This is a genomic window from Paenibacillus methanolicus, assembly GCF_008124765.1.
GTDB classification, from domain to species: Bacteria; Bacillota; Bacilli; order Paenibacillales; family Paenibacillaceae; genus Paenibacillus_Z; species Paenibacillus_Z methanolicus.
This window is the reverse complement of sequence record NZ_VNHS01000001.1, coordinates 206899-232047: the sequence shown is the minus strand read 5'-3', so window position 1 is coordinate 232047 and position 25149 is coordinate 206899. Positions and strand designations below refer to the sequence as shown.

Sequence of the window (25149 nt, the reverse complement as noted above, 5' to 3'; positions counted from 1 at the left end):
ATGCGTCAATCATTCATAATTGCCTCTCATCTGCCGATATACAATTGGAAGTCTGAAAGCTATATAGGCAGAGGGGAAGGCGATTCAATGAATACCAAGCAAGAAATCACCAAGAAACTGGTGCTGTATCTCATTCGCAACATCATTCAAGGCCTTGTCATTACGGTGGTCGCGCTCGGATTGACTTGGTTGTGCACAGGCGGAGACATGGTGCTCTCCCAGCATATATGGATGCTAATCTGGGTGCCGATCGGTACGGCGGTGTTCGGCTTCATGAACTTTGCCGCTTACGCCAAGCCGTTCAGCGAAATCGAGACCTTCATTTCTACGATCGCGAAAGGCGACCTGACGCGGGACATCAACCTGCGCAATCTTGGTCCTCTTAACCGGTTCGGCGTGCCGATGAACGGCATGCGCCAAGGACTGAACGATCTGGTCGGCGAAGCGAAAAGCGTCTCCGACGGCATGCGCGGCAGCATCGGCGGCCTTCATGGCCAGTTAGAAGAGACGGCCCGGGATTATCGCGAGATGAACGAGAACATCCAGCGTTCCGCTTCGGCGGCGGATCGTCAATCGCAGTCGGCGGCGGAATGTTCGCGCGCCGTAGAAGAGATGGCGCACGGCGTCGTTCGGATCGCCGAGGGGGCCGCCGAGGCTGCGGCCGTATCGGCCAATGCCGCCGGCACCGCGTCGCAGGCACGCGGCGAGATGAGCGCCATGAAAGCGCAAATGGATCGCGTCAACGACACGTTCTCCTCGTTGTCGGCTATCATCGCCCAGTTCCTGGAGGGAAGCCGGCAAATCAGCCACTTCGTCCAAACGATCGGCACGATTGCCCAGCAGACGAATTTGCTGGCGCTGAACGCGAGTATCGAGGCGGCGCGCGCGGGCGAACACGGCCGCGGATTCGCGATCGTCGCCGGGGAAGTCCGCAATTTAGCCAACCAGACGAATCAATCCGCCGAGCAAATCGGCAACTTGATCGCCGGCATCGAACAGAACTCGACGCACGCGATCACCGGCATGGAGCAGTCCGAGCAAGAAATCCGCGCCAGCCTCGACCAGATGGCGGCCATGGAACGCAATATGCTGCAGGTGCTCGCCGATGTCGAAGGGATCAACGGCAAGCTTGGCGATATTTCGGCCGTGGGTCAACAGCTTGCGGCGGCAAGCGAGGAAGTCTCCGCTTCGGTGGACGACATGGCCGCTTCGGCCGGAAGCTCGAACGCCAGCACGCTGAATCTGTCCGCGCTGGCCAGCAATATCAACCGCGCAATGACGGAAATCGCCGACCAAGGCGACGAGCTGCATAAGCTGAGCGAACGACTGAACGGCCTCATGGCCCAATTCAACGTCGCGAAGTAACGTCTTGCGATCGCAACCCCGTGTGACGTCAAACCCAAAAAGAGCTGACCGCGTTTTAAATGCGGTCAGCTCTTTTTGCAATGATATTCTGCGAAGCATGCGACGGCCTGTCATCAATACTCCACTAAATCTTTGGCCAAAAAATTCAATAGGTAAATGCTGGCCTTGTCCTTGCCGGCCGTCAAAGTCCGTAGCGATCGGACCCCTACCTTCAAGGCTTGCACCTCATCGTCATACTCCGGCTGCTTGTTCTCGTACCCGATGCCGCTATCCGTGAATACGGGATCGACCGACTGGCCTTCCCAATACCTCAAGTCCGCTTCCAACTCCTGCGCTAACGCGTCGTATTTGGCGGTTTCTCGTCCGCTTGCCTGCTGCTTCATCTTCATGTAGCGATAAATCCGGTATCCATATATGCCGTGCGTCCGGTTCGCCATGTGCATCCACATCGAGCCGCCGCCATTATAGTAATAATCGATTGACGATTTGGCCAACAAGATGCGCTCCACCGCGTCCGCGACTCCTTCCGCATGCGTTCGGAGCGTTTCATCATCAGCGGTCGCCGCTTCCGTCGCCTCCCGGAAACACCCGCCAAGCTCCCCGTACATCATATCCTCGTCCATCTCGGAGAACGTCCAATCGGCATCCTGGTTCGAGCCCGTGTACGCTTCCGTATACAGATCGATGATGCCGCTTTCGTCATAACTCCCGCTCCTGGCCGTCAAGCACAGGCTGCGAAGCTTCTCTTGATTCGGCATTGCGGCCCCGCCCGGTATGCGCGCATCTCCCGCCGCTTGGTTGGGCTGCCGGCTGCGCAGAAAGGCCATTACGTCCATGATCGTCGTAATATGACCCGCGGCGACCAGCCGGTCTTCCAGCTGCGTATCCGATACGAATCGTTTGCCCCGCTGCAGGTAGATCGACGGAATCGTGACGTAAGCCGCGCGCTTCTCCCCCGCTTCTGGCCGAGCTTCGTATTCCGCGAGCACGATCACGTCCCGCTGTCCGTTGCCGTCCACGTCCCGGAACGATACGGCGGTTACCGTCCGCAAGCTGCGTCCTTGCGTGAGATCCGTCTGCGGGAACGCTTGAAGCAAATTCCCGTTGCGGCCTTGGACGGACAGCTGAAGCGTGGCGAACCCGCTCGGCTCGATGCGCTTCGCCGCCACGAACCGGACTTTGCCCCAAGCTTCAAATTCGGTCTCGAACGACTGCCCTCCGATTTCTTCGATAACCGCCTGTCCGTTCTCCTCCCGCAATGCCGTATCTTGAATATGGCCTGCCTTCGTCCTCGAAGGCATCGACACCGTTTCTTGCGTCGTCTTGGCGACGTCTAGCGCCTTCGAATTCAGCGCGGCCGGATGATCCGGCTCCGCGCAGCCGGCAAGCGACGCGACGACCAAGCAAGCTGCGACCCATTTGTACATAATTCGACTCCTTCGTTTCGTTCCGATGCTTCACTTTCGCATGAACATAGTCCCCTCTATTATATCGTATCCGAAGGCGCATAGGGATGGCCAATTGGGGCAAATCTAACCGGTAACAACGAATGGACGGAGGTTTGCCATGCTGGGGCTTGTCTTCATGTGGTCGGGACTGATCGTGCCGTGGCTGACGCTGTTTTTCATGGATGGCCGTATCCTTCGGCGTTATTTGCCCGCCGCGCTCGCCGTATCGCTTCTGAATACCGTCACGAGCCAGCTAGCCTGGCATTATCAATGGTGGACCATCGAACGGCCGATGTTCGTATGGTCGAGCGCGATCGACTTTCCGCTCGTCTACGGCGCTTTCCTGATCGGGACGATATGGATTCTGGCCTTTACGTTTCACAAATGGTGGATGTTTGCGATCGTCAATCTGGCGATAGACGCCTTCTTCTCCTTCGTCATGCCCGGTGTCCTGAGAGCGATGAATTTGATCGATGTTCGTATCACCGGCTGGCAGCTATATGGAATTCTGCTCTTCACCGCCGTATTACTCTACTTGTTCCAGCTCTGGTACGAAGGCGAAGGCGCGGAAATTACGATCGGTCGAGGCTCGCGGGCAGGCGGTCGGGCGTAAGGTTGTTCAAACAAAGTAAGGCGTGCCCCTGTCTAGGGAACACGCCTTTTTGGTATTTCCGATGAATGTATGGGCAGCTCCTTACCTTACCGGTGAGCCGGCAGCCAGTCTCCATGCGCCGCGATCAGATCGTCGCACAGCGCGATAATATCGTCGATCGACAGTTCTGCCGAGGTGTGCGGATCGAGCAGCGCGGCATGGTAAATATGCTCCTTCTTGCCTGTCAGCGCCGCTTCGATCGTAAGCAGCTGCGTATTGATGTTGGTACGGTTCAGCGCGGCCAGCTGCGGCGGTAGATCGCCGACGTAGGTCGGCGTGACGCCGGAGGCATCGACCAGGCACGGCACCTCGACGCACGCTTCTTTCGGCAAATTGGTGATCAACCCGGTGTTCAGCACGTTGCCGCCGATTTTGAACGGGACGTTCGTCTCCATCGCTTCCATGATGTAGGACGCGTATTCATGCGAACGGCTATGCTGCAGATTTTCGTTGGCGAGCAACGATTCGCGCATGTTCTTCCAGCCCTTGATTTGCTCGACGCAGCGGCGCGGATATTCGTCCAGCGGAATGTTGAACCGCTCGATGAGCTCCGGATATTGACGCTTGATGAAATACGGGTGGTATTCGGCGTTATGCTCGGACGACTCGGTCACATAGTAGCCGAAACGAAGCATGAGTTCGAATCGAACCATGTCGTGGTGTTTCTCCTTCTGCTTCTCCGCCGCCCGGCGCTTGATCTCCGGATACAGGTCGACGCCGTCCTTCTTCGCCTCCAGCAGCCACGCCATATGGTTAATGCCCGCGATTCGCGCCTGAACCCCTTCGGAGTCCATGCCGAGCGACCGGAACAGGTCGGGGACGCACACCTGCACGCTGTGGCAAAGGCCGACCGATTTGACTCCGCCCGCCCCGGCAAGCACGTTCGTCAGAACCGCCATCGGATTGGTGTAGTTCAAGAACCAGGCATCCGGGCACACCTCCTGGATGTCACGGGCAAAATCGAGCATGACCGGGATCGTGCGCAGGTTGCGGAATATGCCTCCGATGCCCACCGTATCGGCGATCGTCTGACGCAAGCCGTACTTCTTCGGCACCTCGAAGTCGGTAATCGTGCACGGGTCGTAGCCGCCCACTTGAATCGCGTTAATGACATAAGATGCGCCCCTCAACGCTTCCTTCCGGTCCGAGTAGGCTTTCACGGTACAACGGCTTCCCGACGTCTGGCGGATATTGTTCAGCAGCACCTCGGATTCCCGCAGCCGCTCCGGGTCGATATCGAATAGCGCGAGTTCGAAACCTTGCAGCGCGGGCGTTAGCATGACGTCGCCGAGCACGTTTTTGGCAAACACGGTGCTGCCCGCCCCGAGAAACGTAATTTTGGACATATCGGATAACCTCCTGGTTTTTCGCGTTATACGTCCACTATATCGGGGGGCCGCCGGGATGAACATGGAGCTAAACCTGATTTTCCTGTCATAATGCCAGTTGTACAGCGCTATCATCTACAAATACCGGGGGTTTTCCTGTTATAATACGGCATCGGCACACATTCGCCAATTGATCACGTAGCAGTTCAAGGAGTAACTCGACATCGAATCTTGCGTTCAGGCTTGAAGTCCGGTGTTCATTTAGGTTGGCCTAAACTCCGCTCCTCCTTCTTCGCCTTCACGCAACCTTCTCGGTGCTGAATTGTCGTCTTTTGAACTGCAATTATCTGAAAGAATGGAGCGTGCGGCAATGGAAATCGTGATGGAGAACGTCCCCGGTCCGGCCGGGCAGGATCCCGTGAAGCTTCGTCTGCTCTTCTACGGGCTCGAACATTGTCCGCCCCGCCATGCGTGGGGACCGGGACTTCGCGATGCCTTTATCGTGCATTACGTCCATCGCGGCCGCGGTCAAGTCCACGGCAACGGACAAACGTATACCCTTGAAGCCGGCAGCGGATTTCTCATCGTGCCGGGGAAGCTGATTCATTATGAGGCCGATCCTCATGATCCCTGGACCTATTCGTGGATCGGCTTCAACGGATTGGAAGCGCACGGCTTGATCGCCCGAACCGGATTGAGCGATGCCAAGCCCGTGTTCCAAGCGGCGGCCGCCTCGTACTTCGAACGGTTTCACGACGAATGCGTCTCGGTTGCCGGCCAACGCGGCGCCGATCTCAGCTATCAGAGCATCCTGTACCGGTTTCTGGCCGAGCTGGTGAACGCCGCGGAGGACGCGACGGATGCCAGACCCGCCGCATCCAAGGAGACGTATATTCGTCAGGCGATCGAATGGATCGGCCACCATTACAGCCAGCGCATTACGGTCGAAGACATCGCCAGCCGGATCGGCTTGAACCGGACGTACCTCTCCAGTCTGTTCCAAGCGCGTCTCGGGATGTCGCTGCAAGGCTACCTGCTGCACGTGCGCATGAAGCAGGCGGTCGAGCTGCTCCGTCAGCCGGAGCTGTCGATCAGCGACGTGTCGCGTTCCGTCGGCTATCTGGATCCGTTTCTGTTCTCCAAAATGTTCAAGAAAACGGTCGGACATTCGCCCAGCTTCTATCGCAAGCAGCAGCTTGACGCCCGACACCCTAACGGTACTTAGAATAGAAAGACCCTATGCCGCGGCGGATGATCGCTGCCTGAACGTGCCGCGGTTAGACTCGCGGCATGAGCAAGCATCCATCAACTTCCGTTAGTCATAGGGTCTTCATTCGCGGATGCGGCACGCGCGCCGACGATTCGCCGTTATTCCGTACCGCCGCTCGCGCAATTCCGGCGTTCTTTGCACCGATACAGCGCCCGGTCGGCGTCGATCAGAAGCGATTTCATATCGCCCTCCGCACCGGGCCGCGTCGAAGCGACGCCTATGCTAACCGTCACGACGCCGCTTACGGAGGAGCCGCTATGAGGGATGCCCATCGACTCCACGCCGGCCCGAATCCGCTCTGCCTGGCGCATGGCCGGCATTAGCGCCGCCCCTGGCAGCACGATCGCGAACTCCTCCCCGCCATAGCGGCTGATCATTCGATCCGTCCCGACGACAAGCTCCGTCAGTTTCTCCGCTACTTGCTTCAAGCAGCGATCGCCTGCCTCGTGGCCATAGGTATCGTTATACAGCTTGAAATAGTCGATATCGAGCAGGAGCAGCGATAGCGGGGTACCTTCCTCCGCCCCCTTCTCCCATTCGCGGAGAAGTTTAAGATCGAACGCGCGACGATTCGCCAAGCCGGTCAACCCGTCCAGATAGGAATACCGCTGCAGCTCCTCGTTGAGCTGTTTCAGTTCGAGTTCGGCCTGCTTGCGGTCCGTTATGTTATGGAAGTAGACGGACAAGCCTTCCTTGGACGGAAAAGCCCTGACCTCGAACCACTCGTCTAACGGCTCGAAATACGTTTGGACGGATACGGACCGGTCATGCTGCATCGCTTCCTGATACGCATCATGAAACTTCGTGTGCATCACGCGCGGGAACTCATCCCATATGACGCAGCCGATCAACATTTCCTTCGAGCGTCCGAGGACTCGCTCCGCTTCGCGGTTCACGTAGGTGAAGCGCCAATGCCTGTCCACCGAGAAGAACGCGTCGGCGATGCTCTCCAAAATATTCGACGTGCGCTCGTGCGCTTCCGCCAGCATCCGCGCTTGCCGCTTCCGGCTCGTAATATCCTTTACGACGACCAGCGAGGCCGACTGCCCGTTATATTCGATCGAGATTCCGGTCACTTCCACGTCGATAACCGTGCCGTCCAGCCGAACGAGCCGCTCCTCCATCGCTTCGGCATGCTTGCGCTCCTGCGTGATTTGGCGAATTCGCTCCAAGACGAGAGGATGGTCATCCGGATGAATGAACTGAAGAATCGGCTCGCCGAGCATCTTCCGGGAAGAAACTGCCCCCATGAGACGCGCGCCGAACGGATTGCAGTAGACGATATGGCCGTCCGCATGGATGATGATCGCTTCGGGCACGTTGTCGAGTATGGCGCGGTTGAACGCTTCGCTCTGCGCGAGCTTGTTCGCCATTTCCTTCTTCTCCGTCAGCATGCTGGAGTACCATTGCGCCATCAGACCCGCAAGAACGGATATAATCCAGAAGCAGGTCAAGAGCAGCGGCAGCACTTGCGGGTCGACCAAATAGATGAAGATGATCGTGACGGACCCCATGCTGGTCGCGTGCATCGCGACAAGCCGCTGCCAGCTCGGCCACTTTCGAGTGGACAGCCACGCGCACAGAAGTCCGCTAAGCAAGACGTTCGAGCTCGAGATGACGGCGGTCGTCGAGAACGGAAACATGGTGAGCCTGCCCGCCGCGATGATCAGTGACGCCGTCAACGCGCCGGGTACGCCGCCGTAACGGGCCGCCAGCACGATGACGATGTGACGAAGGTCCATAATCAGCGTGTCCGTGATGCGGACCGCGAACTGCATGAGGATAAGTCCATAGGCGCCATTGACGATGCCGACTTGCATACGTCGCCAGATCGTCGATGCAGCGCATATCGCCTTGCTCTCAAGAACAAGGTGCAGCACGAACAGAAATACGAGAATCAAGGTCACGTCCGTTAACAATTCCTTGAACATGAAATGGCATCGCCTCCCTGCATCTTATTAGGTTTACCATTCACGGTGGAAACATCCTTATTCGCGGACACGGCCGAGCTCGCGCGCAATAAAAAGAGCATGACCGCCCTAATGAGACGGTCATGCTCGTTCCGGTACCGCCGGCATCAGCCGCCGACAGCCCGGTATAAATCCCAACTTACGTATAGGCATAGCACGGCGGCGGCGGTCATTGCCGCGGACACGTAGAAGGTTCGCCGGAGCTTGAACGCATAAGCGCCGAAAAATACGGCGGCCGCGGCCTTGGCGATCGCATCATAGTAACCGTTCTCGAACGCCGAGCTGCTGAATAGGATCGATCCTCCAAGCGATGCGATAATGAGCAGCTTGAACCACCAAGGTTCTCGCCAAAATTGCTTGAGGAAAAATCGAATACGCTGCATCCGCATACAACTCCCGTCCCTCGCGACTTTCCTTTACCCTATCATAATCGGCCGATTCGTCAATAGCCGCTGAACGAAATTGCCGTCTACACGGTAGCGGCAACCGACCGCCGCGCGGCTCTTGCCGCTTCGACCATGTTGCGTAGCGCGGCGACCGTCTCTTCTTCCCCGCGCGTCTTCAGCCCGCAATCCGGATTAATCCAGAATAGCGCGGGGTCCAGCGCCTGCAGGGCGCGGCCGATCATCGCGGTCATCTCGCCGGTCCGCGGCACGCGCGGGCTATGAATATCGTAGACGCCCAGCCCGATTCCGAGCGGGTACGATTGCGTTTCGAAGTGATGAATCAACTCGCCGTGCGAGCGGGAGGTCTCGATCGAGATGACATCCGCATCCATGGCTTCGATGGAGCCGAGCATGTCATGAAACTCGCAATAGCACATATGAGTGTGGATTTGCGTCGTATCGCATACGGTGCATGTCGTCAGCCGGAAAGCTTTGACCGCCCAGGCCAAATACTCCGCTTGCGCCTCTCGCTTCAGCGGGAGACCTTCCCGCACGGCAGGCTCATCTACTTGAATCAAGCCGATGCCGGCCGTCTCCAAAGCTTCGACTTCCTGTCTGAGCGCGAAGGCCAGCTGATAGGCGATCTGCTCGCGCGCGATGTCCTCGCGGACGAACGACCAATTCATGATCGTGACCGGTCCCGTCAGCATCCCCTTCACCGGCCTGGACGTCTTCGACTGCGCGTAGGCCGTCTCCTCCACCGTCATCGCGCCTTCGAACGCGACATCGCCATAGATGATCGGCGGCTTCACGCATCGGGAACCGTACGACTGCACCCAGCCGCCTCGGGTAAAGGCGAATCCCGCCAGCTTCTCGCCGAAAAACTCGACCATGTCCGTCCGCTCGAATTCGCCGTGCACGAGCACGTCGAGGCCGATCTCTTCCTGCAAGCCCACCCACTTGTCGATCTGCTCGCGAATAAAACCGTCGTACCGCTCTTTGCTCCATTCGCCCTTCCGCCACTGCTGCCTCGCCTTGCGCACGTCCGCCGTCTGCGGGAAGCTGCCGATCGTCGTCGTCGGCAGCAGCGGCAGCTGCCACTTCGCTTGCTGCAGCGGCTGGCGTTCGGCGAACGGCTTATCGCGCCGTCCTTCATGTACCGCAATTTCGCTTACCGCCGCTTGGACATCCTTGCGATTGCGCGTCTCGTGCGCGTTCAGCGCCTGAAGCGCGGCTTCGCTCGCCTGCGTCTCCGCGGCGATCGCACCCGCCCCGAGCTCGGCCGCCCGGGCGAGCAGCGCGATCTCTTCCAACTTCTCGTCCGCGAACGACAACGCATGCCTTAACGTCTGCGGCAGCTGATCTTCGCCTTGCACCGTGACCGGAACATGAAGCAGACTGCAGGACGATTGCACGATGAGTCGGTCGGAAGGGACGAAGCGCGCGATATCCTCCAGAAGCTTGCAACCGTTGGCGAGCGATGCCTTCCAAATCCCCCGCCCGTCGACGATTCCCGCTCCGAGCACCTTATCGGAAGGGAAACCATGCTTCCTGAGTGCCGAAAGATTGGCGTCTCGCCCATGCGCGAAATCCAGGCCGATCCCTTGGACGGGCAGCTCGATGATCGCTTCATAATCGTCCACCGATTCGAAATACGTCTGCAGCATGATGTTCAAGCGAGGCGCAGCCTCCGCGAACCTGCCGTAGATTCGGCTCAACCGCTCGCTTGAGCCTATGTCCGAAGCCTGTACGAGCGCCGGCTCGTCGATCTGCACCCACTGCGCGCCGGCCTGCTCCAACTCTCGGAGCACTTGTTCGTACAGCGGCAGAAGCCGGTCCAACCAAGCGTCCGTATCGGCCTGATCGTAGCCTTTCGACATTCGGAGGAACGTGAGCGGACCGAGTAATACGGGCTTGCCTTCGATACCGAGCGTTTCTTTCGCTTCCAGGTAAGCGCGCAGCGGGCGGTTCTCCGTCAGCGTCGGCGCCGTCCCGTCCAGCTCGGGCACGATGTAATGGTAATTCGTGTTGAACCACTTCGTCATTTCGCTAGCCGCCGCTTCTTTCGTGCCGCGCGCGATCCCGAAGTATATCGATGGATGAACTTCGCCGCCGTGGTAAGCGAACCGCTTCGGCACGATGCCGAACATCGCCGCCGTATCCAGCACGTGATCATATTCGCTGAAATCGCCTACGGGAATCAGGTCGATCCCGGACGCCTGCAGTTTGCGCAGACGGTCCAGACGGATTTCTTTCATGCGTCCGCGGAACGCCTCCTCATCCAACTTGCCCGACCAGTACGCCTCGAGCGCTTGCTTCCATTCGCGTTTCTCTCCGATGCGCGGGTATCCCAATATGCTGCTTCTTGCCATCGTGCAACTCTCCTCTGCCATTTGTTACTAAAAAGATAGCATGGCTGAGAAGGCGCGGGGTAACTGGATAAATCTATATCCTGCTATAGCTTAAGGCTATATCGCGATAGGAATTTGCAAACATCATGACGTTTGATTTGATAACGACGCGCGCGCTACAGCAAAGCAGTCATGCAATTCCGATTTCATTCGGTCAATCCAAAAAGCCAACGCGACTGTTCGCGCATTGGCTTCATGGACTTATGTATAGGGTGAAGACGATTATGCGTCCAGGCTCGCAAGCACTTCCTTGGCCAGACGCTTCGGAGCGGCAAGAAGATACCCCGTACGGATCAAGCCGGCGACCTCGTCCCAGTTCGGCTTGGTCGTCTGATCAAGCGATACCCATCCGTGCTGGCCGATGTATGGCGTCCGCACGTATCCGCCTTGCTGCAGCAGCAAGAACTGCTGCTCCTTGTCCGACTTGATGGACAAGCCGGCGGGCGTCTCCTCTTCCGGGCTCATCATAATGAACGTCTTGCCGCGCACCTTCATGACCGTATGGCCGAACCCGTCGATCGATTCTTCGGTCTCCGGCAGTCCGGCGCATGCTCGTCTGACGTGTTCGAGCATCTCTTGCCTTCCGAATGCCGCCGTCATGCCCCGGCGCCTCCTCGGCTCGGTTCCGCGTCGCGGTTCAGGAAGGCGCGGAGCGCGGCGATCAGCAGGTCGTGATCCTCCTGATCGGGGAGACCGGACACCGTAATCGTGCCGAGTTGGCCTTCTCCTCGCACGATGAGCGGGAAGCCGCCACCTGCTCCTACATAATCGGCCAGCGGCAGCCCATAGTCCGCCTCTAGCGATTGGCCATCTTCGCGAACGCGCAGCGCGACGCGCCAGGAGCTTTGGCCGAAATGGTTCACGACGTTGTTTTTGCGCCGGATCCAATTCTCGTTCTCGGCGGACGTGCCGGCCATCGCGTGGGCGAACAGACGCTGGCCTTCGCGGTAGATCTCGACCGTGATGCTCTTGCCTGCCCGCTTCGCCTCCCCGATGATCGCAAGCCCCAGCTCAAGGGCGGTCTCGTTGTCGAACCGGTCGAATTGCAGCTCGCGTTCCTCTTCTTCCATGGCGAGCAGCCGCTCGGCGAGTTGAGTCATGTCCATCTCTCCTTTATCGATCGTCATCGGTACATTCGCAGTCTAGCGTACCACGACCCGTTCAGGCTCGGCAATCGGAACGGACGCTTCCCCCTGCGCACTAGTCAACGATTGTTCGACGCAAAGAAGACCAGGCCCCGGCAATGTTCTCCGTTCGAACCTGATCTTCATTCGCGCAGATACCCTCTTAGCTGCGGTAGTATCCCTTCGCTTATAGCGCATGACGCCAGCCGTCGATCACGGCAAGCGTCTGTGCGTCGTCAAGCACGTCGCCTGGCTTATTGCCCGTGCCGAGCGCGTAACCCGCCAATTCGACGCCGACGAAATCAAAGATATGCCTGAACTGCTCCACGATCGGCAATCCTTTGCGTCCGGGCTCGTCGTCGCCGACCGCGATCAGGTATGCGCGCTTGCCTCGGATCGCCTCAAGAAAGCCTTGCCGGTCCTCGCGCAGCGATTGGCTCCAGCGGTCGACGAACAGCTTCAGCGGCGCGGATATCCCGTACCAATAGATCGGCGACGCGATGACGAGCGTATCCGCCGCGAGCACGCCGCCGATGATCGAACGGTAATCGTCCTCCGGGTATGCGCCCGCCTCCGTATGCCGATAATCGACGATCGGCTCGATGCGAGACGCCGACAAGTAGTAGCGGGCCGCTTCCCTCCCTTCTACCAGCCGGTCGGCCAGCAAATCCGAGTTCCCGCGCCGCCTCGAGCTTCCGTATAATACGGCGATTCCCATTCGTTTCTCTTCCTCTCTTAAGTAGCTTGCGCGATCGGCAACTGTTCCTCCCGGTAATCGATCCCGATCGATCCGATTAGCGCCCGCGCCGCCTCCTTCGCCTCATCCGGCGTGTCGGCGGCGGTAATGACATAGCCGAGCCGGTCATCCGAGCTGCGCGCCGTCTTGACCCGGTCGCCCGGCTGCACCGCGATGTTCGCGCGCACGAGATACGGGCTGTCCGCCAGCTCCGCCGCGCCTGCGACGCGCTCGACGATTCCTTCGCGCTCCGCCGTGAGGTACGCGATGGCCGCCGCGCGCTTGCGGTCTGGCGCGAGCGACGACGGCTCGCCGAGATAGTAGCGCACCGTCGCCGCGAAGACGTCGATGCCGAACGCCTGCACGAGCAAATCGGAGGATATCTGATCGCCGCCCGGACGGCCGTTCACTTCGATTATGCGCGGGCCGGCGGGCGACAACTTCAGCTCGACGTGGCTCGGTCCGCCCGTGATGCCGATCGCGGCAACCGCCTGCACGGCGGTCGCGATCAGATCGGCCTCCCGGTCTTGATGAACGGACGTCGGGAGCGTATGCAGCACCTCGACGAAATACGGGAGCGGCGACGTCAGTTTCTCCGTGACGGCCGCGAAGGCCGGTCGGCCTTCTTCGAGGAACAATTCGACGCTGAACTCCTGCCCGTCGATATATTCCTCGATCAAATATTCGTCCCGCACTTTGAAATCCATATACGTGACCTTGAATTGGCGCAGCTCCTCGAACGCTTCGCGCAGCTCCGCCTCGCCGTGAATGTAATACACGCCTTGCGAGCTCGCGCAATTCGTCGGCTTCAGCACGACCGGATACCCGATCGCGTCGGCCGCCCGCGCCGCTTCTTCGAATGTCCCGACTTTCTCGTACTTCGCGCCAGGCACGCCGTGCGCTTCATACGCCTGACGGGCTAAATCCTTGTTCCGCGCCCGCAGCGCCGCTTCGTAAGGTACGCCTCGCAGACCAAGCCGCTCCGCTACCCGCGCGGTGAGATGGGACGCATAATCCGTCGCCGGAATTAACGCATCGAGCTTGCCGTAATAGGCGGAACCGGCAATCGCGTCATAGATCGACTGTTCCTCGCGAATGTCCGCGACGAGCAAATCGTGATAGATGCCCTCGTATCCGTACAAGGCCGGATTATCCACGGAGGACACGATAGCCACGACCTTGTGCCCTTGCGCGTAGGCTGCTTTCGCGAAGCTGACGCCGTAGAAGCTCGGTTCCACGAAAGCGACGATTTTCGATTGGCTCATAAGAATCCCAGACCTCCTCTTTCTTTATTGTTCGAGCGTGGCTGCGCCGCTCTTCGTTCTGGACGGCAGGTTCAGCAGGGCATAGAGCCCAAGTCCCGCCAGCATGAGCGCCCCGATGCCCGCGAATCCGACGCCCGGGGAGAAACGGTCGAGCGCGAAGCCGAGTCCGGTCGCGGATATGCACTGCAGCAGCAGCGAGATCGCGATCCAGACCGACATCGCGCGCCCCATGTACGTCTTCGACACGAGCTCCATCAGCCGCGTATTGATCATAATGCGCAGCGAAGAGTTGCTTAGACCGAGCACGGCGCTCCCCGCGAACAACAGTCCTACCGATGCGCTGAACGCCCAAGCGAAGAGCACGCCCGCGCCAAGCAAGAAGAACAGCGGGACCGCGGCAGACAGCGATAGCTTGCGCGCGAGCGGCGCGGCCAGGAAGCCGGACAACAGCCCGCCGATTCCGTAGAACATGTCGGATAAGCCGAACACGACGGAATCGCCGCCTACCGGACCGCTCACGTAACCGGGCAGCACGACGTTGAAGATCATGACCGCGACGACGGGGATGATGGAGACGACGCCGAGCGCGAAGACGGACGGCCGCTCCTTCAAATATCGCAAGCCGTCCCTGAAGTTCGCCGCGAACGATTCGCCTTTGTTCTCGATGGCAAGCGGCGTATACCGCACCTTCGCAAGGAACAGGGAGCTGACGAGGAAGGCGGCGGCGTTCAGCAGCAGGATCCACTCGAACCCGGCGTATTTGTAGAAAATGCCGGAAGCCGCGCCTGCCGTGAACATGCCGACCTGCAGCGAAATTTCGATGATCGAATTGCCGTTAATCAGTTCCTTCTCGGGAAGCAGCTCTTGAATTAGGCTGCGCGAAGCCGACATGTACACCGTCCATCCGATGCCGTTAACTATGGTGAACGCGTATAAATACCACGTATGGTAGCCGGTCGCCAGGAAAGCGGCGGCCAGCGCCGCGATGAGCAGCGCCCGCCCCCAGTTCGCGAATTGGATGATGCGCTTGCGGTGGAACCGATCGGTCAGAATGCCCGCGAGCGGCGACACCGCGAAGCCGGCCAGCACGTTGAGCGTCAGCATGAAGCCGACCGCGCCGAGCGAGCCGGTCTGGTCCATGAGATACCAGTTCGCGCCGATCGTGCTCATCCCGACGCCGAACCCGCTGATCACGTCGGAGATGGCGTACCGGCGGAATTGCTTCGACCTAAGCGCTCCGGTCATGACGGTTTCCTCCCAGCTCGGCGATCTGCCGCCTTAATTCGTCCTCGCCGAAGCCAAGGTAACGAAGCACGTCCGCATGGCTGCCGCCGTAGATCGGCCATTCATGGCCGCAATCGTGCGAGTAGACTTCGGCATCCGGCAGCAGCAGCGCGAGATACGAGGCGGTTCCGCCGGTGCCGCGATGCTCTTCCACGACGAGAAAACGGTCCGCGACTTCCCGCAGCTCGCGCGCGTATTCTTTAAGCGAAGCGCTGTCCACGTAGACCAGATGCGCATGGACGAGCGATTCGTCCTCGGCCGCGATGCGGGCGCAGATCTCGGTCGCTTGTTCGCCGACGGAGACAAGGCACAATCGCGGATTCGCGCGTTCTCTCCCTTGGTACAACACTTCGCGCAGACTGCCGCCGGCAATCCGCGGCAAGCTCTCGAACGCGTCGTTGCGGGCAAGGCGGATGTAATACGGCTCTGGCGATGCGGCCGCCTCCCGAATGGCCAGTCGCGTCTCCGCCTCGCCGTGCGGGCAGACGATCCGGATATGCTGGAACGATTGCAGCACCGCGATATCCTCCAGGCAATGATGGGTCGTGCCGAACCATCCGCCGGACGCGCCGCCGTACGCCGCCGCGATCTTGATGTTCTTGCCCATGTAGCCCATGGCGAGCTTGATGCTCTCCGACGCCCGCAGCGCGGCGAAGGAAGCGAACGTCGAGAAGAACGGCACGAAGCCCGCTTCCGCCAGTCCGGCCGCGATGTCGATGCCGGCCGCTTCGGCGATGCCGATATTGAAGAAGCGGTCGGGATGCTCGGTTTGGAACGCGTGGTTCTTGCCGCCGAGATCCGCCTCCAGGCAGAGAATGCGGTCGTCCTCCCGGGCCAGCTCCGTTAATTCCAACTTGTAAGCTTCTCTACTGGAATACGTCATGTAAGGCTCCTTTTCCATTTGTCCGCCGTCTTCGCCGGAATCTTCGCGTAGTGCGCCTCGGGGTTGCCCTCGATCGCGCGGACGCCCTTGCCCTTGACGGTCCGGGCGAGCACCGCGAGCGGCTTGCCCGCCTCCTCGCCCGGCACGGGCGCGACGTCGATGGCGGATAGAATCGCCCCGTAATCATGACCATCGGTCTCCCGCACGCGGAAGCCGAACGCTTCGAACCGCTCGCGCAAGCGCGGCAGCGGCGAGATATCCTGCACGAGTCCGTCGTTCTGACCGCCGTTGCAATCGACGACGTAGACGAAATTCGAGATGCCCTTCGCTTGCGCGATCTGGGCCGTCTCCCAGCACAGCCCTTCCTGCAATTCGCCGTCGCCGCCGATGACGACGCCCGTGCCGCCGGTGCCCTTGAGCCGCTGCGCGAGCGCCCAGCCCGCCGCGTACGGCACGCCGTGGCCCAGACTCCCCGTGGCGAAGGGAATACCGGGCAGCTTATGGTTCGGGTGCCCGGTGAACAGCGAGCCGCTCGCCCCGTACGATTCCGCCGGATTATCGGGAATGATGCCCTGCACGTACAGCGCCGCATAGAGCGCCGCGGCCGAATGGCCTTTGCTCAGAATAATCGCGCTGGCGGGATCGCTTCCGTATACGGCGTAAGCCGCCAGCAGCAGATCGATGACCGACAGGCTGCCGCCGATATGGCACCCCGTCGGCGTCGCGGCCATATCGACGATCAATCCTCTCGCCTCGCGCGCTTTCGCTTCCAGATCCGGTACCGCGTCCTCCCTTCGAATGGCTTCAACCGTTCGCGCCGTCATCTATTCGCCTCCTTGCAGCCGGAACCACTCGTCCACCGCATCCTTCAGGATGTTTCTGGCGGCGAGCGCCTCGGCGAAATGCAAATATTCGTGGTCGGTATGATCCAAATTCGAATCCCCCGGCCCGTACGCGACCATCGGCACGCCTTCCCAAGTCGTCGCCAGCGTGTTCATGTCGCTCGTGCCCCGCTTCTTGAGGTAATGCACCTGTTTGCCCGCACGCGCGAAGCTGCGGACGAAGCTCTTCACAAGCTTGTCGCTGCGCGGATTCGCGTAGCCCGGAGTCGCCCGCAGCACGTTCACCCGCACGTCTTCGCCCAGATCGTCGAGCGCGACCCGCTCCGCGTACGTCTTGCCCGCCGCCGGGGATATGCGAAAGTTCAGCGTCCCTACGGCCGTGAGCAAACCTTGGTCGTGTCGATGTCCGATATCGATCAGCGAGGACAGCGAGTCGGGATCGATCGCCCGCACCCGTTCCCGGATCGTCCGGACGACCTCGTACAGCTCGTCGATGACGCTGACGCTGTCTTTGGCCGCCGTATGCGTCTGTTTGCGGCTGACCGCGATCTCCAGCTTGAACAGGCCGTAATAGCCGAGGGTCAAATTGTCCTCGCCGCTCGGTTCGCCGATGATGACCGCATCGGCGGCGTAATGATCGCGGACGAAGAAAGCGCCTTTGGAGGTGGACACCTCCTCCTCGACCGCGCCGACGACGAGCATCGTACCGTGCTCGGGCACGTCGACCTCCTCCAGCATGTGGACGAAATTGACGAAGCTGCCCTTGGCATCCACGACGCCTCGGCCCGTAAGCCCTTCACCGTCGTTCTTGACTTGCCATTGGTATGGCACGGTATCGATATGGCCGAGCAGCAGCAGCGTGCGCGGACCGTTTCCTTTGCGAAATACGATGTTGCCCGCGTCGTCGATCTGTCCCTTCACGGACGGATAGCGGATTTCGTCCAGCAGGAAGGAAGCGAGCTCCCGCTCGTCGTACGAGGCCGAGGCGATACGCGTCGCATGGCTCAGCAGCTCCGTGCGCCGATCGTCGCCCGGCCGCGGGAAGTTCCAGAACCACGTCTTCCCTCGGCCTTCCAGCGTGTGCGGACCCGAGATCGCCACGTCGGCGACGCCTCGCTCGAGCGCGATGCCGGCAGCCCGCACCTTCTGCTTCATCCGCCCCTTCACCCAAGGCAGGTCGTCGCCCGGATAGACGTGGCGCACCGTAGATTCCGGATCGTCGATATCGGTCAGAATGCCCGGCGTGCCGGTCACGAATCGCAAATGCTGGGCGCCCAGATCGGATGCCAGATGCGCCGCGAGCACGTCGGCGTCGATGTTGATGTAGTCGCCTAATTGTGGATCGTAGATCGGCGGAGACAGGATAACGACGTCGTACGCATTCAATGCCGATCGGATGAACGCCGCGCGGCTGCCGCCATACCCGCCGAACAAGGAATCGCGGACGATGACCGGCTTGCCGTCCCGAATCGCTTTGAGCGGCTTGGCTTTCGTCCCCGTGACGACGCCGTTATCGCCGCCGACCTGCCCGAAGACGCTTAATCCCCGCGCGCGCAGCGCCGAGGCCGCCTCTTCGAGAATGATCTCCCGGTAAGCGCCGCGAATGATCGGCATCTCCTCCGGGGCGCAGTAGCGGACCTCGTCGCCGCTCGGCAAGGTGAGGAACGGCATCTCTCTTCCCAGTCGCTCATACTGGCGCCGGATGCCTTCCGCGCCGCCGGCGACGACTAATACCCGCGCCCCGCGCCCGACGAGTCCGCTAATCTCCTCGAATATGTCGGGCTGGCCGAGTATCGTCCCGCTGCCCAGCTTGACGACATATAGATTGTCCGCCATCACGGCCACGCTCCTTCCGCCGCCGGCGCAAGTCCGGTCTCTTCCGGCAAGCCGAAGTACAGATTCGCCGCCTGCAGCGCCTGACCCGCCGCGCCCTTGATCAGATTGTCGATGCTCGCGATCGAGACGCAGTTGTCACCCTCCACGTACGCGGCGACCTCCGCATTGTTCGTCCCGAGCACCGTCTTGATCATTGGACCTTGCGGCCCGCTCTTGCCATGGAAATAATGGACGAACGGCTTGGCTGCATACGCGCCGTGGAACGCTTTCTTCACGTCCAGCTCGGTTACGCCCTCCTTCAATCGCGAGTAGGACGCCACCAGAATGCCGCGCGGCAGATCGAGGCTGAAGGTTGAGAATTGCAGATCGACGGTCCGGTTCTCGTGCACCTTCAGCGCGTGCTCGATCTCCGGCTTGTGCCGGTGACCGTGCACCTTGTGCGGACGATAGTTGTGGGCGCGCTCGGCATGGGTCTCCGCGCTGGCCTTGCCCGCTCCGCTCGAGCCCGTGTTGGCGTTCGTGACGACGCGCGGCTCGATCAGATCGCGCGCGACCAGAGGATAGAGCGTGTAGATGCTCGCCACCGCCATGCAGCCGGGCAGGTTGACGATCTTCGCGTCCCGGTTGATGGCGCTGAATTCGGGAATGAAATAATGGCTGCCGCCGGGTATGTCGTGCTTCAACGTCTCGGGATAATGCTGCCGCAGCAAGTCCGGATCGTTCACCCGGTAATCGCCGCTGACGTTGAAAATCCGGTCCGTATGGGCCGCGACATGCGCGATGTACGGCGGCAAGCTCCCGGTCGGCAGGCAAGAGAAGACGGCGTCGTAATGGCCGTCCAGCTCCGCGAGCTTGCTGAATTTGAGCGAGCCGCCGCTTTTCTTGCGCAGCGCGTGAACGAAGTACCGGTCGACGGGCACGCCCGCCTTGGATTCCGACGAGATAAACGCGACTTCGATATAGGGATGACGACCGAGCAGCCGGTATAGCTCCGAACCGGTAAACCCGCTGCCGCCGAGAATCGCCACCCGGATCGGCTTGCTTGTCTCCGCCGCGCTCATCCTAATCTCGCATCCCGCTCGTAGAGCACCTTGGTCTCGTTCCGCTCGGCAAGCTCGCGAATGATATCCGGATTGGCGTCGATCTTGCGGAAGGCGAGCGCATAAGCCTGAATCCGCTCGTATTCGACCGGCGAGCGCAGTTCTCGGCAGATCGTCAGCGTCGAGCGCAGCATCTCCAGCGTCACCGGGAAGTTCTCCAGCGCGTAGCCGAAATCGTCGCGTTCGGACAGCGTGAACGGATACCCGCCGCCGAAACCGCGCCGGTTCTTGAACGGCAGATGTCCCGGAATCGGCACGTTCTGCCACTCCCGCGCGGGCACGCCCTCGCTCAAGATCAGCTCCTGGATCGCGTTCTTCACCTGATAATCCGGAAGATCGTCAAGCCCTAGCGCCGCCGGATCGATGCTTACCCGGTACATGTTGTAGCTGTGCTTATATCCCTTCGGCACATAAGGCCCGCGGAACAACTTCGTCTCCGCCAGCTGCTTGGTCAAATAATCGGCGTTGCGAGCGCGGATAGCGTCATAATATGGCAAACGTTCCAGCTGGCTGAGCCCGAAGGCGGCCGCGATCCACGACATCCGGTAGTCGATGCCGCTCTCTTCCAAGAACGCGAGCGCCCGCTCGTAATCCGCCTGCTCGCGGAAGAACGCGATGCCGCCTTCTCCGCCGACCGGGAAGTTCTTGTCCGCCATCAGGCTCTGTCCGGCTCCATCGCCAAGCGAGCCGGCCAATCTGCCGTCGATGGACGCCGAATGGGCATGCGAAGCATCTTCGACGAGACGCAGCGAGTACCGGTCCGTCAACTCGCGCAGCCGGCCGACATCGGCGGGAAGGCCGTGCACATGCACGGGCATGATCGCCTTGGTCTTATTCGTAATCGCCCGCTCGGCTTTCTCCGGGTCCAGGCAATACGTCACCGGATCGATGTCGACGAAGACCGGAATCGCCTTGGCGGCAACGACCGCCTGCGCGGTCGCGATGAACGTGAACGCCGGCACGATGACCTCGTCGCCCGGTTGCACGCCGACGCCGACAAGCGCCAGATGCAGGCTGGACGTGCCGCTGGCCGTCGCGATCGCGTAATTCGCGCCGACGTACTTGCGGTATGCTTCGGCGAATTCCGTCACGACGCTCTCTTCGTCCTGCTGGATGGAGATCAGCATCTGCGTCAAGTCTTCCTTCGTGATCGTCGGGAACGTCGTCTTGCGGACGTCTTCGGGAATAATCGCGGGACCTCCCTTGTAAGCGAGCGCCTCGCGAATCCAATCTTCGGACGGCAGGTCGAGCGGTTTGCGGATAAAATCAGTCTTCATGGCCGCGGTTCCTCCTCAGCAGCGATAATTTGACGCACGCCGCGACGAGCGGACTGAGCCGGTAATTGAACTGCGCGGCCGGCTGAAGCTCCGGCTCGCTCTCTTCCTGGGTCCACATCGTCTGCAGGTCGAAGGCGCCGAAGATTTTCAGCCGCTCCGCCTTTTTCCACGCAAGCTCGCTATTCGTCGCGATCGCCGCCGCCGGCCCGAATCCGAGCGGCGTGAAGTCGAATACCTGTACGGCTGCTTGTTCGCCGCTTGGTTCAAGCAGGCGTTCCAGATCGTTCAGGTTGTTCCAACCGACGGCAAGACGCGTGAAGCCAAGCGGCGAAGAAGCATCTTGCGTAAGCTCGACGCCCAGCCAATTCACGAACTTCCGTTCCTGCTCGATCGGCTCTTCCAACCTCGCTTGCGATCCGTAGACGATGTCTTGGCCCCAAAGGGCCGCATGGACGGCCCCCGTGTAACTATTAAACAACGAAACATACCGTTTGCCCGACAGTTTGGCTATGCTCTTCTCCAGTCCCTTCAACTCGCTCTCGTTCTTCTCGATACTCATGATAACGCCAGACGTGAGTACGCGAGAGAGCACGAACGACAGCGAGAAGAGGTGCTCTTTCTCGATCGTCTTGTTCTTCATAGTTCCTCCCAGCAGCTAGATTAAATGCTAAATATAAACTTAATTTCCTCCCTGTTTACTGGGTTATAGAGGCGAGCTGTTGACCGGATCGCGAGACGACCTGCCCTTTGACATACGTCGCGATCCAGTGCGCTACATCCACCCCGTGGATTTTCCACGACTTGGCGAATTCGGGATTCTGATTCACTTCGCAAACCAAGTACCGGCGATTCTTGTAATCGTAGAACAGATCGACCCCGTAAATGCCTTCGCCAAGCACGTTCGTCAGGCGTCCGCATATCGCGCGGATTTCCGGATTGACCGGAATCGGCTCGATCTCCGCGCCCAGATGCGTATTCGTCTTCCAGTTGTCCTCGGAGACGCGGCGGAACGCGGCGATCGGCTCGTCGCCGACTACGACGACGCGGATGTCGAAATCGCCTTTGTCCACATACTCTTGCAAGAGCACCGGCAGCGATTGGTGGCTCGGATCGACCGATTCGCGCGCCGCGATCCACGTATCCAGGCAATCTTTGCCCGTAATGCGCGCGATCCCCCTGCCCCACGACGAACTGGACGGCTTCAGCACGTAGACGCCGCCGAACGCATCCAGCGCGTCGTATAAGCTGCCCGGCGTGAAGGCGATCTGATAGCGCGGCTGCGGAATCCCCTGCTTCCCGAACACGATCGCCTGATGGATTTTGCTCGTGCATACCGATATGGCATGGACGCTGTTGAGCGTCCGGATTCCCGTCAAACTAAGCAGCGTCGCCCGCGTCAGCGCATTGCGCTGGGAGAGGCAGCGGATAAGCGCCAGATCGGGCGTATTCGCGGTCGAAGCGGTCTCGACCGGCAGCGCCATCGAATCCAGATTGACCTGGACCTGGACGCCTTCGGCCGTCAGCAGCTCGGCGATCCGCTTCTCCTCTTCTCTCAGCTTGGTGACGCAGAGCAGGACGCTCGGCTCTCTTGCGCTCATAAGCGGATCACCTTACTCTCCCCAGGTTTCTTCGATCTCCGGCGCGAGTTCGACCGTGAAAATATTGCCCGCCGCGTGTACTTCATGCTCTTGCCCGCAAGATTCGCACTCCACGATCTCGCCGGTCGTCGCGCTTTGTTCCACCGTAATTTCATCCTTGCAAACGAGGCACAGCAGTTGACTCATTCTCCAACTCCACCTTCACTATTAAAATGTAGACCGCCCGGCTGACTGGACACGTGATGTTATATTGGATACTATCATTCGCTTGGAGCCATCGTCTAATTGATAAAATCAATCGAACGTTCAGGAAGTTTAATACAAAAACGCGACAAGCAACTTCCAACTACATCGCACACCCTTGCCAGACGCCGCGCTCTACCTGAATAACGGCCAATAGAAGCTGAAAAATGACGTATTGTTTTCCCCCTCTCGCTCCAAGTAAAATCGAGTCAAGCAAGCCGGAACCGGCTTGCGGCGGTCATTGTCCGCAGAACTTGTAATCGATTACAAGATGAACTTGCAGCTGCTCTGCGCACGCTGTCGAACGCTGCAAGCGCTTGGTCACCATGAAATTGTAATCGGTTACAACTCGTCCCGCATCCGCAATCTTCATCGCATATTTGGAGGTGAACCCCGATCGCAAGGCTGCTTGCCGTATGGATTAAAGCCAACGCCGTACATGCCTTATTATCCATTCCGAGAGGAGCATGAATAATGAAAATTTGGAACGTTAAATCCGTCTCGCTCGTCCTGGCCGCCGCCGTCGTCACGGTGTCCGGCTCCGTCTCCGGTCCCGTCGCCCAAGCCGCGGGCGAACAAGTCGAGGTGTGGATCACCACCTCGGATCCGAATACCGAGCCTGCCGTCGGACTAAGCCCGAGCGCGCGCCTCTCCCGGATCGCGAACAAAAACTTCTCGACGTCCGGCGACGCCGCCGACTACACGATAACGGTCAACGAAGGCACGACCTACCAGCAAATGGACGGCTTCGGCGTCTCGCTTACCGATTCGTCCGCGTGGCTGCTCAATTACAAGCTCGACGCGAACAAACGCGCGGAAGTGATGGAGAAGCTGTTCGGCCAATCCGGCATCGGCATGAGCGTGCTGCGTCAACCGCTCGGCAGCTCGGATTTCACCTGGAGCGCCTACACTTACGCGGACACGGCGAACGATACCGCGCTGAACAACTTCACGATCGGCCGCGATCAGGCGTACATCATTCCGATGGTGAAAGCCGCGATCGCCAAGAATCCGAGCATCAAAGTATTCGCCTCCCCATGGAGCGCGCCGGCCTGGATGAAATATTCGAACACGCTGAACGGCGGCAAGCTGAAAGCCGAGCATTACGGCACGTACGCGAACTATTTCAAGAAATACATTCAAGCTTACCAAGGGCAAGGCATCCCGATCTACGCGGTCACGGTGCAGAACGAGCCGTTGTACGAACCGACCCACTATCCGTCCATGGGCATGAACACGCAGGACGAGATCGGCTTCATCGGCGATTACCTTGGCCCTACGCTGCGCAATGCCGGCATCAATACGAAGATTATCGCGTTCGACCATAACTATCTGGACTGGAATTTCCCGAATACGGTCATCACGAATCTAAAAAACGCGGGCAAAGGCCAATACGTGAACGGCAGCGCGTTCCACCATTACGACAGCGGCGACGGCTCCCAAATGACGTCGCTCCACAACGCCCATCCGGATAAAGACGTCTGGTTCACCGAAGGCGGCTTCGGCAACTGGAACGATCCGCAGAACGGCACGTCGCAAGGCATCGACAACATGATGAACGAGTTCATCAACATCACGCGCAACTGGTCGAAAACGATCATCCTCTGGAACGCGGCGCTCGACCAGAAGGACGGTCCAGCTCTGATCGGCGAGAATAGCGGCAATAAGGGCATGATCACGATTCAGAACTCCGACAACCGCAACGACGCGCCGGAGAACCAAGTGACGTACAAGAAGCAATACTACCTGCTCGGCCACTTCAGTAAATTCGTCGTGCCGGGCGCGTACCGGATCGCGTCCAACACGGGCTCGGAGATCAAGGACGTCGCGTTCCGCAATCCGGACGGCTCCAAAGTCGTCGTCGCGTACAACTCCAGCGCGTCCGCCCGCAAGGTGAAAATCCAGTGGGGCAGCCAGAATTTCACCGTAACGATCCCGGGCAAATCGGCCATGACGTACAAATGGTACGGCACGGTTTCGTAAAAAGTTTCGTAAACGCTCCTTCTGCCACCGTAGAGCGCCCTTTCCCGGGGCGCTTTTGCCGGTTTCGGCTTGAAGAGACCGTTTGCGTTTGCATCGTTTTTGCCGATGGCCGCCATTCGAAACCCTCCCCAATCGCGCGCTTCGTTCC

Annotated in this window: 22 protein-coding genes; 4 read left to right on the top strand and 18 right to left on the bottom strand. The window is 59.8% G+C overall.

Annotated features, from left to right (window positions below; all coding sequences use genetic code 11):
* The first annotated feature begins 87 nt into the window (after nucleotides 1–87).
* A complete protein-coding gene (locus BCM02_RS00825; protein WP_148927163.1) occupies nucleotides 88–1365 on the top strand; it encodes a methyl-accepting chemotaxis protein in 1278 nt (425 codons plus the stop codon).
* Between the two features lie 113 nt (nucleotides 1366–1478).
* On the opposite strand, the gene BCM02_RS00820 is transcribed toward BCM02_RS00825, so the two are convergent.
* Nucleotides 1479–2792 (bottom strand): hypothetical protein, encoded by a 1314-nt coding sequence (locus BCM02_RS00820; protein ID WP_148927162.1) that lies wholly within the window; start codon nucleotides 2790–2792, stop codon nucleotides 1479–1481.
* 139 nt (nucleotides 2793–2931) lie between these two features.
* Between BCM02_RS00820 and BCM02_RS00815 the strand changes: the two genes are divergently transcribed.
* The gene (locus BCM02_RS00815; protein WP_148927161.1) at nucleotides 2932–3426 is read left to right on the top strand and encodes a hypothetical protein; all 495 of its coding nucleotides are present in this window, start codon (nucleotides 2932–2934) and stop codon (nucleotides 3424–3426) included.
* An 86-nt stretch (nucleotides 3427–3512) separates the two neighbouring features.
* Here the strand turns inward: BCM02_RS00815 and melA are convergent, their stop codons facing one another.
* Entirely contained in the window at nucleotides 3513–4811 is a 1299-nt protein-coding gene (gene melA / locus BCM02_RS00810; protein WP_148927160.1) for an alpha-glucosidase/alpha-galactosidase, read from the bottom strand.
* Between the two features lie 352 nt (nucleotides 4812–5163).
* On the opposite strand from melA, the gene BCM02_RS00805 reads away from it, so the two are divergent.
* Nucleotides 5164–6018: an AraC family transcriptional regulator gene (locus BCM02_RS00805; protein ID WP_246183131.1), complete on the top strand. Its 855-nt coding sequence runs from the start codon at nucleotides 5164–5166 to the stop codon at nucleotides 6016–6018.
* Between the two features lie 143 nt (nucleotides 6019–6161).
* On the opposite strand, the gene BCM02_RS00800 is transcribed toward BCM02_RS00805, so the two are convergent.
* The 16 genes from BCM02_RS00800 to BCM02_RS00725 all read right to left on the bottom strand — a co-directional run bounded on the left by BCM02_RS00800 (nucleotide 6162) and on the right by BCM02_RS00725 (nucleotide 22961).
* The gene (locus BCM02_RS00800; RefSeq protein ID WP_148927159.1) at nucleotides 6162–7994 is read right to left on the bottom strand and encodes a diguanylate cyclase; all 1833 of its coding nucleotides are present in this window, start codon (nucleotides 7992–7994) and stop codon (nucleotides 6162–6164) included.
* A 146-nt stretch (nucleotides 7995–8140) separates the two neighbouring features.
* Nucleotides 8141–8416: a hypothetical protein gene (locus BCM02_RS00795; RefSeq protein ID WP_148927158.1), complete on the bottom strand. Its 276-nt coding sequence runs from the start codon at nucleotides 8414–8416 to the stop codon at nucleotides 8141–8143.
* Nucleotides 8417–8502: 86 nt separating this feature from the next.
* The gene (gene metE / locus BCM02_RS00790) at nucleotides 8503–10791 is read right to left on the bottom strand and encodes a 5-methyltetrahydropteroyltriglutamate--homocysteine S-methyltransferase (protein WP_148927157.1); all 2289 of its coding nucleotides are present in this window, start codon (nucleotides 10789–10791) and stop codon (nucleotides 8503–8505) included.
* A 261-nt stretch (nucleotides 10792–11052) separates the two neighbouring features.
* Nucleotides 11053–11430, bottom strand: a complete 378-nt coding sequence (locus BCM02_RS00785) for an MmcQ/YjbR family DNA-binding protein (RefSeq protein WP_148927156.1) — start codon at nucleotides 11428–11430, stop codon at nucleotides 11053–11055.
* Nucleotides 11427–11930, bottom strand: coding sequence for a heme-degrading domain-containing protein (locus BCM02_RS00780; RefSeq protein ID WP_148927155.1), 504 nt, complete (start codon nucleotides 11928–11930; stop codon nucleotides 11427–11429). Before BCM02_RS00780 ends, BCM02_RS00785 begins: the two co-directional genes overlap by 4 nt.
* A 211-nt stretch (nucleotides 11931–12141) precedes the next feature.
* Complete coding sequence (locus BCM02_RS00775) at nucleotides 12142–12672, bottom strand: flavodoxin family protein (protein ID WP_148927154.1); 531 nt, start codon at nucleotides 12670–12672, stop codon at nucleotides 12142–12144.
* 17 nt (nucleotides 12673–12689) lie between these two features.
* Nucleotides 12690–13955, bottom strand: coding sequence for an ATP-grasp domain-containing protein (locus BCM02_RS00770; protein WP_148927153.1), 1266 nt, complete (start codon nucleotides 13953–13955; stop codon nucleotides 12690–12692).
* Nucleotides 13956–13979: 24 nt separating this feature from the next.
* Nucleotides 13980–15200 (bottom strand): MFS transporter, encoded by a 1221-nt coding sequence (locus tag BCM02_RS00765; RefSeq protein ID WP_148927152.1) that lies wholly within the window; start codon nucleotides 15198–15200, stop codon nucleotides 13980–13982.
* Nucleotides 15184–16122 carry a transketolase family protein gene (locus BCM02_RS00760; protein WP_148927151.1) on the bottom strand — a complete coding sequence of 313 codons (939 nt, stop codon included), beginning with the start codon at nucleotides 16120–16122 and terminating at the stop codon, nucleotides 15184–15186. Before BCM02_RS00760 ends, BCM02_RS00765 begins: the two co-directional genes overlap by 17 nt.
* Nucleotides 16119–16946 carry a 1-deoxy-D-xylulose-5-phosphate synthase N-terminal domain-containing protein gene (locus BCM02_RS00755; protein ID WP_148927150.1) on the bottom strand — a complete coding sequence of 276 codons (828 nt, stop codon included), beginning with the start codon at nucleotides 16944–16946 and terminating at the stop codon, nucleotides 16119–16121. Before BCM02_RS00755 ends, BCM02_RS00760 begins: the two co-directional genes overlap by 4 nt.
* Nucleotides 16947–18800: a M20/M25/M40 family metallo-hydrolase gene (locus BCM02_RS00750; protein ID WP_148927149.1), complete on the bottom strand. Its 1854-nt coding sequence runs from the start codon at nucleotides 18798–18800 to the stop codon at nucleotides 16947–16949.
* Complete coding sequence (gene argC / locus BCM02_RS00745; protein ID WP_148927148.1) at nucleotides 18800–19861, bottom strand: N-acetyl-gamma-glutamyl-phosphate reductase; 1062 nt, start codon at nucleotides 19859–19861, stop codon at nucleotides 18800–18802. The genes BCM02_RS00750 and argC overlap by 1 nt, the downstream gene beginning before the upstream one ends.
* Complete coding sequence (locus BCM02_RS00740) at nucleotides 19858–21177, bottom strand: DegT/DnrJ/EryC1/StrS aminotransferase family protein (RefSeq protein ID WP_148927147.1); 1320 nt, start codon at nucleotides 21175–21177, stop codon at nucleotides 19858–19860. The genes argC and BCM02_RS00740 overlap by 4 nt, the downstream gene beginning before the upstream one ends.
* Nucleotides 21167–21817, bottom strand: coding sequence for a degT/DnrJ/EryC1/StrS aminotransferase (locus BCM02_RS00735; protein ID WP_148927146.1), 651 nt, complete (start codon nucleotides 21815–21817; stop codon nucleotides 21167–21169). The genes BCM02_RS00740 and BCM02_RS00735 overlap by 11 nt, the downstream gene beginning before the upstream one ends.
* Before the next feature lie 55 nt (nucleotides 21818–21872).
* Entirely contained in the window at nucleotides 21873–22775 is a 903-nt protein-coding gene (locus BCM02_RS00730; RefSeq protein ID WP_148927145.1) for a RimK family alpha-L-glutamate ligase, read from the bottom strand.
* A gap of 12 nt (nucleotides 22776–22787) precedes the next feature.
* Nucleotides 22788–22961, bottom strand: a complete 174-nt coding sequence (locus tag BCM02_RS00725) for a lysine biosynthesis protein LysW (protein WP_148927144.1) — start codon at nucleotides 22959–22961, stop codon at nucleotides 22788–22790.
* A gap of 531 nt (nucleotides 22962–23492) precedes the next feature.
* On the opposite strand from BCM02_RS00725, the gene BCM02_RS00720 reads away from it, so the two are divergent.
* A complete protein-coding gene (locus tag BCM02_RS00720; protein WP_148927143.1) occupies nucleotides 23493–25001 on the top strand; it encodes a glycoside hydrolase family 30 protein in 1509 nt (502 codons plus the stop codon).
* The last annotated feature ends 148 nt before the right edge of the window (nucleotides 25002–25149 follow it).